13 protein-coding genes are annotated in these 13,745 nt (G+C 72.5%); 10 read left to right on the top strand and 3 right to left on the bottom strand.

The features are described from left to right. Positions 1 to 61 precede the first annotated feature (61 nt). The 7 genes from O7627_RS34700 to O7627_RS34670 all read left to right on the top strand — a co-directional run bounded on the left by O7627_RS34700 (position 62) and on the right by O7627_RS34670 (position 8,139). Positions 62 to 2,173, top strand: a complete 2,112-nt coding sequence (locus tag O7627_RS34700) for an RICIN domain-containing protein (RefSeq protein WP_278097657.1) — start codon at positions 62 to 64, stop codon at positions 2,171 to 2,173. Positions 2,174 to 2,283: 110 nt separating this feature from the next. Beyond that, positions 2,284 to 3,270, top strand: coding sequence for an LLM class flavin-dependent oxidoreductase (locus tag O7627_RS34695; RefSeq protein WP_278097656.1), 987 nt, complete (start codon positions 2,284 to 2,286; stop codon positions 3,268 to 3,270). A 3-nt stretch (positions 3,271 to 3,273) separates the two neighbouring features. Then, positions 3,274 to 4,056, top strand: a complete 783-nt coding sequence (locus tag O7627_RS34690; RefSeq protein ID WP_278097655.1) for a hypothetical protein — start codon at positions 3,274 to 3,276, stop codon at positions 4,054 to 4,056. 10 nt (positions 4,057 to 4,066) lie between these two features. Further along, complete coding sequence (locus tag O7627_RS34685) at positions 4,067 to 4,897, top strand: phytanoyl-CoA dioxygenase family protein (protein ID WP_278097654.1); 831 nt, start codon at positions 4,067 to 4,069, stop codon at positions 4,895 to 4,897. Further along, positions 4,887 to 5,309 (top strand): thioesterase family protein, encoded by a 423-nt coding sequence (locus tag O7627_RS34680; RefSeq protein WP_278097653.1) that lies wholly within the window; start codon positions 4,887 to 4,889, stop codon positions 5,307 to 5,309. The genes O7627_RS34685 and O7627_RS34680 overlap by 11 nt, the downstream gene beginning before the upstream one ends. Further along, positions 5,306 to 6,913, top strand: a complete 1,608-nt coding sequence (locus tag O7627_RS34675) for a class I adenylate-forming enzyme family protein (protein WP_278097652.1) — start codon at positions 5,306 to 5,308, stop codon at positions 6,911 to 6,913. Before O7627_RS34680 ends, O7627_RS34675 begins: the two co-directional genes overlap by 4 nt. Next, entirely contained in the window at positions 6,910 to 8,139 is a 1,230-nt protein-coding gene (locus tag O7627_RS34670; RefSeq protein ID WP_278097651.1) for an MFS transporter, read from the top strand. The genes O7627_RS34675 and O7627_RS34670 overlap by 4 nt, the downstream gene beginning before the upstream one ends. A 101-nt stretch (positions 8,140 to 8,240) precedes the next feature. Here the strand turns inward: O7627_RS34670 and O7627_RS34665 are convergent, their stop codons facing one another. Genes O7627_RS34665 through O7627_RS34655 form a run of 3 tightly spaced genes read right to left on the bottom strand, consistent with a single transcriptional unit; the run spans position 8,241 to position 10,712 of the window. Next, complete coding sequence (locus O7627_RS34665; protein WP_278097650.1) at positions 8,241 to 9,005, bottom strand: CoA-transferase; 765 nt, start codon at positions 9,003 to 9,005, stop codon at positions 8,241 to 8,243. 11 nt (positions 9,006 to 9,016) lie between these two features. Then, positions 9,017 to 9,886, bottom strand: coding sequence for a CoA-transferase (locus tag O7627_RS34660; protein WP_347404699.1), 870 nt, complete (start codon positions 9,884 to 9,886; stop codon positions 9,017 to 9,019). A 28-nt stretch (positions 9,887 to 9,914) separates the two neighbouring features. Beyond that, a complete protein-coding gene (locus tag O7627_RS34655) occupies positions 9,915 to 10,712 on the bottom strand; it encodes an SDR family oxidoreductase (RefSeq protein WP_278097649.1) in 798 nt (265 codons plus the stop codon). A gap of 181 nt (positions 10,713 to 10,893) precedes the next feature. Between O7627_RS34655 and O7627_RS34650 the strand changes: the two genes are divergently transcribed. The 3 genes from O7627_RS34650 to O7627_RS34640 are packed head-to-tail and all read left to right on the top strand — an operon-like array spanning position 10,894 to position 13,662. Beyond that, a complete protein-coding gene (locus O7627_RS34650; RefSeq protein WP_278097648.1) occupies positions 10,894 to 12,003 on the top strand; it encodes a hypothetical protein in 1,110 nt (369 codons plus the stop codon). Next, positions 12,000 to 12,542 (top strand): UGSC family (seleno)protein, encoded by a 543-nt coding sequence (locus tag O7627_RS34645; protein ID WP_278097647.1) that lies wholly within the window; start codon positions 12,000 to 12,002, stop codon positions 12,540 to 12,542. Before O7627_RS34650 ends, O7627_RS34645 begins: the two co-directional genes overlap by 4 nt. A gap of 13 nt (positions 12,543 to 12,555) precedes the next feature. Continuing rightward, the gene (locus O7627_RS34640; protein ID WP_278097646.1) at positions 12,556 to 13,662 is read left to right on the top strand and encodes an alcohol dehydrogenase catalytic domain-containing protein; all 1,107 of its coding nucleotides are present in this window, start codon (positions 12,556 to 12,558) and stop codon (positions 13,660 to 13,662) included. Positions 13,663 to 13,745: the final 83 nt, after the last annotated feature.

The raw sequence follows: 13,745 nt of genomic DNA, 5'->3' as shown, positions 1-13,745 counted from the left end.
TCGCGCGCTCCGGGGCGAGCTCCGCCCCGCCGGAAGAAACCCACCGATTGGAGTCATCACCATGGAAAACAGTGGAACGGCACCGCCACGAGGTCGGCGGTTCAGCCGGCGGCGGTGGCTGGCCGGGCTCGTCGCGGCGGCGACCATGCTGGGCGGCGGCGTGCTGGCGGTGGCCGCCGCGCCGTCGGCCTCGGCCGCGACCGTCGATCCCAACGCCTGGTACATGCTGATCAACCGCAACAGTGGCAAGGCGCTCGACGTCTACAACTTCTCCACCGCCGACGGCGGTCGGATCACCCAGTGGACCAGGGGCACCGGGGCCAATCAGCAGTGGCAGTTCGTCGACTCCGGCGGCGGCTACTACCGGGTCAAGTCGCGGCACTCCGGCAAGGTGCTCGACGTCTACAACTTCTCCACCGCCGACGGCGCGTCGATCGTGCAGTGGGCCGACGGCAACGGGCAGAACCAGCAGTTCCGGCTCGCCGACTCCGACGGCGGCTACGTCCGGTTGATCGGCCGGCAGAGCGGCAAAGCCGTCGAGGTGCAGAACGCCGCCACCAACGACGGCGCGAACATCGTGCAGTACCGCGATTGGGGCGGCAACAACCAGCAGTGGCAACTCGTCCAGGTCGGCGGCTCCAACCCCACCACCCCGCCGCCCACCACCCCGCCGGGCAACACGGGTCAGTTCACCAACCCGGCGGTCTGGCAGGACTTCGCCGACGGCGAGATCCTCCGCGTCGGGGACGCCTACTACTACTCGGCGTCGACCATGCACTACTCGCCGGGGGCGCCGATCCTGCGCTCCTACAACCTGGTGGACTGGGAGTACGCCGGGCACTCCGTACCCCGGTTGGACTTCGAGTCGGGGGCGTACGACATGAGCGGCGGCCGGGCCTACGTCAAGGGGATCTGGGCCTCGACGCTGAACTACCGGCCGAGCAACAGCACCTACTACTGGCTGGGCTGCATCGAGTTCAACCGGTCGTACGTCTACACCGCGACCGCGGTGGACGGCACCTGGACCAAGCGGTCCCGGCTGCCCTGCTACTACGACGCCGGCCTGATGTTCGACAACGACACCCCGTACGTCGCGTACGGCAACGGCACGATCAGCGTCGCGCAGCTCAACTCCGACCTGTCCGCCCAGGTGCGCGCCCAGCAGGTCTACCAGACCCCGTCCAGTATCGGCACCCTTGAGGGCGCCCGGATGTACAAGCGGGGAAACTACTACTACATCTGGCTGACCCGGCCGGCGAACGGGCAGTACGTGCTCCGGTCGACCAGCCCGTGGGGGCCGTACGAGCAGCGCCAGGTGCTGCTCGACCTGCCCGGCCCGATCCCCGGTGGCGGCGTCCCGCACCAGGGCGGGATCGTGCAGACCCAGAACGGCGACTGGTACTACATGGCCTTCACCGACGCCTACCCGGGCGGCCGGATGCCGACCCTGGCGCCGCTGAACTGGTCGGCCGACGGCTGGCCGACCGTGCAGACGGTGAACGGCCGGTGGGGCGTCAACTACCCGCGGCCGAACATCAGCACCACCCGGACCGTGGCGTCCATGATCGGACCGGACACCTTCGCCGGGCCGGCGCTGGGGCACCGCTGGGAGTGGAACCACAACCCGGACACCAGCCGGTACTCGGTCAACAACGGGCTGCGGCTGCAGACCGCGACGGTGACGAACGATCTCTACAACGCGCGGAACACGGTGACCCACCGGACCCAGGGACCGATCTCCACGGCGACCATCGAGCTGGACTACTCGACGATGGCCAACGGCGACCGGTCCGGGTTGGCGATGCTGCGGCAGTCCTCGGCCTGGATCGGGGTGGTGAAGCAGAACAACGCCACCCGGGTCGTGATGACCGACGGGCTGACGATGGACAGCAACTGGAACACCACCGGTACCGGGGTGGAGCGGGCCGGCGCGAACATCTCCGGCGGTCGGATCTGGTTGCGGGCGCGGGCCGACATCCAGCCGGGGGCCAACCGGCAGGCGACGTTCTCGTACAGCACCGACGGGGTGAACTTCACCCCGCTGGGTCCGGCCTTCACGTTGAACAACCAGTGGCAGTTCTTCATGGGCTACCGGTTCGGCATCTTCAACTACGCCACCCAGGCGCTGGGTGGGTCGGTGACCGTACGCCGATTTGATCTGACCGCTCCGTAGCCAGCAACCGGTTCGCGTGGCCCCGGCGGGTACCTCCCGCCGGGGCCACGCCCCGTTACGGGTCGTTCTTATGTTATAAAGATTGAGAAGTTCAACCCCGAGGAGGCCAGGTGGACGTTGGGATCCTCCTCGACCTGCGCAACCCGGCCGACTGGCGTCGGCCCTGGTCAGAGCATTACGACCGGACGATCGAACTGGTACGGGAGGCCGAACGGCGCGGGGCCGGCTCGGTCTGGCTCACCGAACACCACCTCTTCGAGGACGGCTACCTGCCGCAGCCGCTGACCCTCGCGGCGGCGCTCGCCACCCGGACCAGCCGGATCCGGATCGGCACCGGCATCCTCCTCGGCGCCCTGCGCCACCCGCTGCACATCGCCGAACAGGCCGCGCTGGTCGACGTGCTCTCCGCCGGACGGCTGGAACTCGGCTTCGGCGCCGGCTGGTCCCGTGCCGAGTACGCCGCCTTCGACATCGACTTCGACCGCCGGTTCCGCCGCACCGACCACACCCTCGTCGAGGTCGAGCGGCTGCTGCGGGAGACCGTCCGCCCGCCCGCCGTCCAGCAGCCGGTACCGCTCTGGCTCGGCTACCAGGGGCCGCGCGGCGCCCGCCGGGCCGGCCGCCTCGGGGTCGGGCTGTTGGCACTCGACGGCGCCCTGCTGGAGCCGTACCAGACGGGTCTGGCCGACGGTGGGCACGACCCGGCGCGGGCGCGGATGGGCGGTCTGCTCGACGTCATCGTCGCGGCCGACCCGGAGCGGACCACCGACCGGCTGCTGCCCTACGTCGCCCACCAGGCCAACAGCTACCGGCAGGGCAAGGCGCGCGCCGAGGGCCGTCAGATTCCGGCCCTCACCGTCGACGACCTGCGGGCCACCGTCCGGTCCGGGGGTCAGCTGCCGGGGATCACCGTACGCACGCCCGACGACGCGATCCGGGCGATCCGGGCCCAGCTGGCCGGCCTACCCGCCCGGCACGTCTACTGCTGGGGCAGCGTGGCGGGCATGCCCGACGACCTTGTCGAGGAGCACCTCGACCTGCTGCTCGGGGTGGTCCGCCCGGCGCTGGGCGGCGCGGACCGGGCCGGAGTGAGCTGACCGATGCTCGCGAACAAGGTCTTCTTCTCCTTCACCGAGGTGCCCGACCCGGCCGACCACCACGAGTACAACGCCTGGCACCAGCTCGACCACCGGCCGGAGAACCTGGCGCTGCCGGCGGTGCGCTGGGGCGAGCGGTGGGTCCGCTCACCCGACTGCGCCGCGGCCGGTCCGGCACCGGCCCCCGCGCTGCGCGACCTGCACTACCTGAACATGTACTGGTTCGCCGACCCGGTCGAGGAGTCCCTGCGGGACTGGCAGGCGCTGGCCGAACGGTCGTACCAGTGGGGCCGCCGGATCGACACCCGGATCGCCCGCCGGCTGCTGATGGGCACCTTCACCCCGGTCAAGGGGTACGTCAGCCCACGGGTCCGGGTGTCGGCCGACGCGCTGCCGTTCCGGCCGAACCGGGGGATCGCGGTCACCGTCACCCGGCTGGCCGAACCGCACGGCCCGGAAGCGCACGACCTCTTCGACTGGCAGGACCGGGTCCAGATCCCGCACCTGCTGACCCGGCCGACGGTCGCGGGCGTCTGGACGTTCGCCAGCCAGAGCACCACCCTCGACCGGGCCGGCGCCGGGCCACCGGGCAGCACCACCTTCGACGAGGGTGCCGCCGAGCCGGGCGGCTACCGCGTGCTGCTGGCCTACCTGGACGGCGACCCGCTGGAGCACACGGCCGCCGTGGACGCCGAGTCGGGCCCGGAACACCCGCACCCCGAAGAGTCCTTGATGGACGGTGTGCTGCGGGCGATCCAGCCGTGGCAGTGGGACTGGTTCGAGTGAGGAGAGGGCGATGAGACAACTCGCGTACCCGGTCGACAGCGCCGAGGTGGCCGCGCAGGTGGCGGCCGACGGCTGCGCGATCGTCACCGGCGTGCTGACCCCGGACGAGGTGGCGACCGTCCGGTCCGCGCTGGATCCGCTGCTGGCCGAGACCGGGACCGGGACCAACTCGTTCCTCGGCCGCCGGACCCGGCGGGTCTTCGCCGTGCTGGCCAAGACCCGGGCGCTGGACGACCTGGCCATCCATCCACTCGTCCTGCCGGTGCTGGACGCCATCCTGACCCACCACCTGCTCAGCGCGCCGGTGGTCATCTCGATCGGCCCCGGCGAGGCCGCCCAGGCGTTGCACCGCGACGAGGCCAGCTATCCGGTGCCGCGCGGGGCGGCCGGGGAACTGGTCGTCAACGTGATGTGGGCGCTCGACGACTTCACCGAGGTCAACGGCGCCACCCGCATCATCCCGGGCAGCCACCGGTGGCCCGACCTGTCGGGGGCGCGGCCCGAGGAGACCGTGGCGGCGGTGATGCCGAAGGGCTCCATCTGCGTCTTCCTGGGCAGCGCGGTGCACGGCGGCGGCGCCAACCGCAGCGCCGCGCCGCGGCTCGGCGTCGTGATGGAGTACGGCGCCGCCTGGCTCCGACCGCAGGAGAACCTCACCCTCGCGGTACCCCCGCCGGTCGCCCGCCAGCTGCCCGAGCAACTCCAGCGCGAGATCGGGTACGGCGTCTACCCGCCGTTCCTCGGCTACGTCGACGGACGCGACCCGATCGAGCTGCTGGCCGACACCGACGCGGCAGCGTCCGGCCCGGCACCGGAGCAGGGGGACACCGGTGACCGCTGAGACGAACCCGGCCGCGACCCGCCGGATCCGGCTCACCTACGCCGACACCGACGCCGCCGGCATCCTCTACTTCGCCGCCTGGTTCCCGTGGATGGAGCGGCTGAGCGTGGAATGGGTGTACGACAAGGGATTCCGCTTCGACCGGATGCGCGAACGGTACGGTGCCGCGCCGGTGGCCCGCGCCACCACCTGTGACTACACCGGCCCCACCCACGTCTACGACGAGATCGAGATGGCGATGCGGGTCGACCACGTCGGCACCTCGTCGTACCGGCTGGCGTTCACCATGACCCGGCTGCCCGAGACGGCCGTGGTCGCCCGCGCCACCCTCACCCTCGTCTGCGTCGGCCCGGACGGGCGACCACGAGCGATCCCGGACGCCTACCGGTCGATGTTGCAGGAGGCCCGATGACGACATCCCCCGCCCACCCGGTGCCCCGGTTCCACACCCTGGACGACGCGATCGGCCACTTCGCGTCGACCAGGCCCCGGGACTGGGCCATGATCGAGCCGGCCGGGCGGCTGAGCTGGACCGCGTACGACGACTACATCACGCTGCTGGCGGCGTACCTGCTCGATCTCGGGCTGGCACCCGGCGACCGGGTCGGGATCTGGCTGCCGGACGGTGTGGCGGTGCACGTCGCCCTCTGCGCCTGCGTCCGGGCCGGACTGGTGGCGACCGGGATCGGCGCCCGGTCCGGCCACCGCGAGCTGCGCCACCTGCTCGGCAAGAGCGGCGCCAAGGTGCTGGTCACCGCGCCGACGATGCGGGACACCGACACCCGGCGGCTCTTCGACGAACTACGGGCCGACCTGCCCGCGCTGACCCGGCACGTGAACGTGCACGACGTGGTGCCGATCCCCGACGGCCCGGTCTTCGAGGCCGCGCCGCCCGAGGTGCTCGCCGCCGCCCGGGCCCGGGTCGCCGGGCACCGGAGGCCGACCGACCAGCTCGCGCTGATCAACTCCACCTCCGGCACCACCGGCCTGCCCAAGTGCGTGGCCCACGACGAGCGCAGGTGGATCGCCTACCACGACTACGCCGTCGACGCCGGGGAACTCGGCGGCGACGAGGTGTGCATGAGCGTCGTACCGGCGCCGTTCGGATTCGGGCTCTGGACCTCGCACTTCACCCCGACGCTGCTGGGCGCGCCGACCGTGGTGCTGCCCCGCTTCGACGTCCGCGAGACGCTGCGCATGTTGGAGCAGGAGCGGGTCACCGTGCTGATGGCCGTCTCCACCCAGTTCGTCATGCTGCTGGGCTGCCCCGAGTTCGACGACTACGACCTGACCGCACTGCGGATCATGTACACCGGCGGGGAGGCGGTACCGCTGCCGAAGGCGCAGGAGTTCGAGCGGCGCACCGGCGCCATCATCCTGAACATGTACGGCTCGAACGAGACCGGCGTACAGAGCTACACGACGGTCCGCGACCCGGAGCACAAGCGGCTGACCACCGGCGGGCGGCTGATCCCGGAGGCGGAGGTCCGCCTCTTCGACCTCGACGGGCGGGAGATCGGGCGGCACGACGGCCCCGGCCGGCCGGCCTCCATCGGGGTGGTGTCGTCGCTGGGCTACTACGACGACCCCGCCGCCAACGAACAGCTCTACACCGAGGACGGCTGGATGCTCATGGGTGACCTGGTCACCATCGACGACGAGGACTACCTGAAGGTGGTGGGGCGGACCTCCGACTTCATCATCCGCGGCGGCAAGAACATCAGCGCCGCGGCGGTGGAGGAGGAGGTGAGCAGCCACCCCGACATCGTGCGCTGCGCGGCGGTGGCGATGCCGGACGAGGTCTTCGGCGAACGGGTCTGCGTCTACGTGGTGCCCAGATCCGGCGCCGGGCCGTCGCTGGCGGAGATCGTCGCCCACCTCGACTCGCGGGGCGTCAGCCGGGAGTGGTTCCCGGAGCACCTGATCGTCGTCGACGAGCTGCCCACCTCGGACGGCGGCAAGCTGGCCAAGGCCGTACTACGGGAGGACCTGCGTCGGCGGACGCGACAGCCGTGACGGCGGCGGTCTCGCTCTGGCAGCCGCTGCGGGTCCCGGCGTTCCGGGTGCTGTGGGCCGCCCAGATGGCCTCCAACATGGCGATCTGGATCCACACCGTCAGCGGCCAGTGGGTGCTGACCGCGGCGGGCAACCCGGGCACCGTCGTGGCCGCCGTGCAGACCGCGGTGACGCTGCCGTTCTTCCTGCTGGCGCTGCCGGCGGGGGTGCTCGCCGACGCCATCGAACGGCGCTGGGTGCTGGTGTCGATGCAGCTGACCATCGGCGCGTTCGCGCTCGCCCTGGGGGTGGCCACCGCGCTGGGTGGGACCGGGCTGGTCGGCCTGCTCGGCGCCACGCTGGGCATGGGCGCGGCGAGCGCCATCTCCATCGTGGCGTGGCAGTCGATGATCCCCGAACTCGTCGACCGGACGCTGCTGCCGGCCGCGGCGACCCTGGACGGCATGTCCTTCAACGCCGGGCGGATCGCCGGCCCGGCGCTCGGCGGCCTGCTGCTGTCGATCGTCGCGCCACAGTGGATATTCTGGCTGAACGCGGTCATCTTCGTCGTCGCCGGGGCGGCGTTCTGGCGGGCCGCGCCCCGCCGGCCGGAGCAGGTGGTGCGGGAGGCGATCGGCGCGGCGTTCAAGGCCGGCGCCGGCTACGTGTGGCGCTCCCCGGTGCTGCGCCGGCTGCTGCTGCGGGTCTTCCTCTGGACGTTCCCCGCCTCGCTGATCTGGGCGCTGCTGCCGGTGATCGCGCACGAGGAGCTGAAGCTGGGCTCGGGGGCGTTCGGTGCGCTCTTCTCGTCGCTGGGCATCGGTGCGATCGTCGGCGGTGTGATCCTGCAGCCGGTCCGGGCGCGGTTGAGCCCGAACGCCGTACTGGCGGCATCGAGCCTGGCGTACGGGGGCAGCCTGCTGGTGGTCGCCACCGTGGCCTTCGTACCGGTGGTCGCGCTCGTGCTCACGCTGGCCGGCGCCGCCTGGATCACCGTGCTGTCGATGTCGATGGCGATCGCCCAGGTCTCGCTGCCGCCCTGGGTACGCGCCCGCGGGCTGGCCATCGTGCTCCTGGTGCACCAGGGCTGTCAGGCGTTCGGGTCGCTGCTCTGGGGCGCCCTCGGCGACCTCGCCGGGGTCACCACTGCGCTGGTGGTGGCCGGGGCCATCCTGCTGGCCGGCGGGGTCTCGGTCCGCTGGCTCGGCCTGCGGCCGGTGGACGGCGAGGCGGCGCCGGGCCGCTGAAACGGACGCGCGCCTTACCACCGCGCCCGTGGCGCGCCTTGGCCGCCGGGCGCGGCACGCCACACCGCGGAGCGGCCCACCACAGTGCCGAGTGCGGCGCGTCAGGTCAGTTCGCGGTCGCGGACGTTGTCCGGGTCCACGACGGTGCGCAGCAGGTGCAGTTCGTCGGCGCTCGGCTGCCGGGTCTCGGTCACCCCGGCGGTCTCCAGCGGGAAGCCGGTCGCCGCCTGGACCTGCTCGACCGAGACCCCGGGGTGCACCGAACGCAGCCGCATCCGGTGGTCGGGAGTCTGGAAGTCGAGGACGGCGAGGTTGGTGACCACGGTTCGGACGTCGTGGAAGCGGGAGGTCGCCGGGCCGCCGGCCTGCGCGCGGTCGTGACCCACCCCGCTGACGAGGTCGACCTGCGCCACGAATACCCGGGTGCTGTGCCGGGGCACCCAGTAGTCGGTGCGGTGGTTGACGGTGTTGCCGGGCGCGCCGCGTACCCCGATGAGCTGGACCTTCGGGCGGTCCCAGTCGGCGCCGATCTGGGAGATGTTCTGGTTGCCGTAGCGGTCGAGCTGGCTGGCCCCCATCATCACCTGCCGGCGCCCGGACGCCACCACGTCGAAGACCCGGCGGTACGGCATCCAGCCCTCCACCACGCCGCCGTCCAGGCCGGTCCGGCCCAGCGGCGGCGGCTCGGCCATCAGCAGCACCTCGCCGTCGGTGAGGACCAGTTCGGGCGCGCTGGTGAGCTTGGCGAGCCGGGCGCCGATGGTCGGCAGCAGCCCGATCGGCGCGGCGAGCAGTTCGCCGGAGCCGGCCCAGGTGTCGGCGCAGGCGGTGGCGCAGATCTCCGCGAGCGTGGCCGGTTCGGTCATGTCGTCACCCTTCACTGCGCGGCGGGGGTCGCGGCGGCGGCGAACGCGTCCACCGCGGACTGGTAGTCGGCCTCGTCACCGGCGAGGTAGGTGTCGTGGAACGCCTGCCAGCGGTCGGGATCCTGGGCGCTGGCGACGTAGTGCCGCTGGAACTCCTCGTCCCGGCCGTAGTCGGGGGCGCAGCTGGTGAAGTGCGCGCCCCGGGGCGACTCGACGACGCCGGCCACGTACATCCGGCTGACCAGCAGCGACTGGATCGGCGCCTGCCGGGTCAGCTCGGCGGTGTCGACGATCCGTTCGCAGCTGACGAAGCTGCGGGCGGCGGCCATGCAGTAGAGGTCGTCGAAGAACGGGTCCGGGCCGAGGTACTGGCCGTTGCCGTGCTCGTCGGCGGCGTTGAGGTGCACCAGCGCGACGTCCAGCCGCAGCGGCGGTACGGCCACCACCCGGTCGTCGTCGTAGGGGGAGTCGACGGTGCGCAGGTGCGGGTTGGCCGCCAGCACGTCCGAGCCGAGGCCGGCCCGGATCGGCTGGAACGGCAGCCGGTGCGCGGCGGCGGTCAGCCCGGCGAGCAGCATGCCCTCGTCGTACTCGTTGACCTGCACCTGGCCCGACTCCCGCGCGGCTCGGAAGTTCGGGTCCAGCGGGACCGAGTCGAGCGAGACGAAGCCGTAGATCAGCTTGCGGACCTTGCCGGCCCGGCAGAGCAGGCCGATGTCCGGCCCGCCGTAGCTGACCACGGTCAGGTCCCGGACGTCGCTGCGCAGGATCGCCCGGACCAGCGACATCGGCTTACGTCGGGAGCCCCAGCCCCCGATGCCGACGGTCATGCCGTCGCGCAGCTGCGCGGCCACCTCGTCGGCCGACATGCGTTTGGTCATCGCGGCGACTCCCCGTTCCGGTTGCTGATCATGCGAACGCCCCGCCGTCGACGGGGAGAACCGCTCCTGAGATGAACGACGCCTCGGCCGAGGCGAGGAAACAGATGGCGTCGGCCACCTCGTCGGGCCGTGCCCGGCGGCCGGTCAGACCGAGGCCGCGCTTGAGGATCGAGGGGTCGGCGCCCGGCAGCGGCGGCCCGCTGGTGGCCATCCGGGTGGCCACCGAACCGGGGCAGACGACGTTGCACCGCAACCCCTGCGGCCCGTACTCGACGGCGAGCGAACGCATCAGCACGGTCAGCCCGCCCTTCGCCGCCGAGTACGCCGACAGGTAGGGCCAGCCCTGGGTGCCGGCGACCGAGGAGACCGCGACGACCGCCGCGCGGGCGGGCAGCAGGGCGGGCAGCAGCGCCTGGGTGAGCAGGAACGGCGCCCGCAGGTTGGTGTTCAACACCCGGTCCCAGTCGGCGACGGTGACGTCGGCGGCGTGGGCGTAGAGGTTCACCCCGGCGACGTGGGCGAGCGCGTCGACGCGCCCGCGCCAGTCGGCGGCCCGGTCGGCGGCATCCGTGATCGCCGCCGGGTCGGCCAGGTCCACCTCGATGGTGAGCGCCTCGGCGCCGGCCTGGCGGAGCTGGGCGGCGACGTCGGCCAGCCCGGCGGGGTCGCGGTCGAGGCAGACCACGGCGGCGCCCCGGGCGGCGAACGCGTGCGCGGTGGCGAGGCCGATGCCGGCCGCCGCGCCGGTCACCACGGCGACCTGGCCGGTGAAGGCGCGTCGCCCGGTGAACTCGCGGTGCCCGGGGAGGTCCGACGGTTGACCCACCGCTGCCTCCCTGACCTGCCGTGGTGCCGGCATCGGACCGGCACGGACGTCTAACAGTACAAAGTTTGAACCCGCAGCGGAAGCTCCTGGCCACGGCATTGCCCGTGATGCCTCTCAAAGTTTATATTCATTGCACGGAAGGCGTCCCTCAGGCGCTTCCGCGCTGCCCCGAGGAGGTCGGATGGCCGAGCTACTGGCGGTGAAGGACACCGAGTTACAGGACGTCTTCTACGACGCCGGTTGGACCGACGGGCTGCCGGTGGTGGCGCCGACCCAGGAGCTCGTCGATCGGATGCTCGCCGGTGGCGGCGCAGCCGGCGACGACCTGCTCGGCACGATCGCGTCGCACGGCGCGTCGATGAGCGCCGAGCACGCCGCCATCGCGGCCGTCATGGCCGGCTGCCGGCCGGAGTACTTCCCGGTGGTGCTGGCCGCCCTCGGTGCCGTCCTCGACGAGGCGTTCAACCTGCCCGTGGCGTGCACCAGCACCGGCGGCGCCGCGATCTGCGTGATCGTCAGCGGACCGCACGCCGACCAGATCGGGATGAACCAGCTGCACAACGCCCTCGCCTCGGGCAACCGGGCCAATGCGACGATCGGGCGTGCGGTGCGGCTGGCCGCCACGAACCTGCTGCGGACCCGGATCGACGGCATCGACGGCACCTCCCTCGGGCACCCCGGGAAGTTCACCTTCTGCTTCGCCGAGCGACCGCCCGCGGCCTGGCCGACGCTGGCCCGGCACCTCGGCTACGACGAGACCGACACCATCGTGACCGTGCTGCCGGCGGGCGGCCCGCTGCAGATCGCCAACCACCTCAACGGCAGCGCCGAGGGGGTGGCGGCCAGCCTCGCCGCCGCGATGCGGGTGCCGTCGCACTTCACGGCCGGCAAGGGCGGCGCCCAGTTCGCCGTCGTGCTCGGCCCCGAGCACGAGGCGGCGTTCGTGGAGGCGGGCTGGAGCCGCGCCGACGTCCAGGCGGCGCTCATGCGACGCAGCGCGGTCGCGGCCCAGGAGCTGACCGACGCCGGCATCGTGCTGGAGGTCGGCAGCCACCACGACATGGTTCCGGACCCGGACGGCATGCTCCAGACGGTCGCCGACGTCGAGGACGTCTACGTGGTGACGGCCGGCGGCGCGGGCGCCGGCTGGTCGGCGGTGATCCCGTCCTGGGCGCCGCGCAAGCACGCGCAGGTGGTGACCCGTCGGGTCCGCCTGGCGGACGAAGGGCTGCCACCCTGCGGCCCGGACGGCTGTGTCATCGACTGGGACGCGATGGAGGCACGACAATGACCGAACTCAAGGTGCTAAGGCCCGACGCGGTGCTGGTCGCGGAGAAGTCCACCCTGGTGGCCGCCCCCCGGCACGAACTGGCCGGGGCGCGGCTGACCATCATCGACAACGGCAAGCCACGGGCCCGGGAACTACTGGGCGGGATCGCGGCCCAACTGGTCGAGCGGTACGGGCTGCGGTCGTACACCGTCTTCTCGAAGCCCTCGGCCTCGAAAGTGATCACGGACGACGAGGCGGCGGCGATCGCGGCGTCCTGCGAGGTGGTGCTCACCGGGCTGGGCGACTGCGCCGGCTGCTCGGCCTGCAGCCTGCAGGACGCCCTGCTGATGGAGCGCACCGGGCGTCCGGCGACGGTGGTGATCTCCGAGCCGTTCACCGGCCTGATCGCGTCGTTCGCCGGCAAGCTCGGCGCCACGGGCTATCCGGTCACCGTGGTGCCCCACCCGGTCTCCAGCCGGTCGGAGGCCGAACTCGCCGGGGTCGCCGCCCGGGTGGCCGAGCGCGTGGCGGGGCAGCTCTCCCAGCTGTCCCCGGCCTGAGTCGCGGGCCCCGGTGAATGGGTCGCAGGTCCGGGCGGTCGTCCTGGTCGCCCCGCACGAGATGCGGGAGCGGGAGTTCCCGCGGCCCCGGATCACCGCGTTCGACGGGCTGCTCGAGGTCGAGGCGAACGGGGTGTGCGGCACCGATGTCCACTTCCGGGCCTCGGCGCAGGACACGCCGCGCATTCTCGGGCACGAGGTGGTGGGCCGGGTCGTCGAGCTCGGCGAGGTGGCCCGGCAACGCTGGTCGGTCGAGGTGGGCGACCGGGTCGCCGTCGAGTCGGGTGTCACCTGCGGGACCTGCCGCGACTGCCTGCGGGGTTTCAGCCAGACCTGTTCCGCCCGGCTGGGCTACGGCTCCAACGTCACCACCGACGTGGCGCCCGCCCTGTGGGGCGGCCTCGCCGAGCTGATGTATCTCGCGCCCGGCACCGTACTGACCAGGATCGACGACGGCGTGCCGGCGGAGGTGGCGGCGGGCTGGCTCAGTCCGCTCGCCAACGGCGTCGACTGGACCGGCCCGATCGGCGGTGACGTGCAGCCCGACGACGCGGTGGTCGTGATCGGACCGGGGGCCCAGGGACTCTCCTGCTGCCTGGCGGCGAAGGCCCGGGGGGCCGGGCTGGTCGTGCTGGCCGGGCTGGCCCGCGACCACCACCGGCTCGCCGCCGGCCGCACCCTCGGCGCGGACCGGCTGGTCATGGTGGACGAGGAGTCCCTGGAATCGGCGGTACGCGAGGCGTCCGGCGGGGCGATGGCCGACGTGGTGGTGGACGTCTCCGGCAGTGACGCCGCGGCGAACCTCGCGCCGCGACTGCTGCGCCGGCGCGGCACGGTGGTGGCGCCCAGCCCGCTGAACGCGAAGGCGGACGTCGCGCTGCCGCTGCGGGAGATGGTCTGGAACCAGATCCGCTGGCAGGGCGTCCTGTCCAACCGGCCGCAGGCGGCCCCCGCGGCGGCGGCGCTGCTGGCGGCCCGGGCGGCGGACTTCGCGCCCCTGGTCACCCACCGGTACGAGCTGGCGGACGCGGACGCGGCGATCGACGCGGTCGCCGGCACCGACCCGGACGTCGCGCCGATCAAGGTCGTGGTGTGTCCGAACGGCGCCGGACCCGGATGACCCGGGGGTCCCTGGTCGGAGCGCACACGTGAGACATTGCTCTCGACGACCGGGCGAGGCGGTTTGGCCATGGGTGAACGTCA

The sequence above is a fragment of the Solwaraspora sp. WMMD1047 genome (assembly GCF_029626155.1).
GTDB lineage: Bacteria > Actinomycetota > Actinomycetes > Mycobacteriales > Micromonosporaceae > WMMD1047.
Note: the sequence above shows the minus strand (reverse complement) of the source record. Positions and strands in the feature narration are given on the sequence as shown.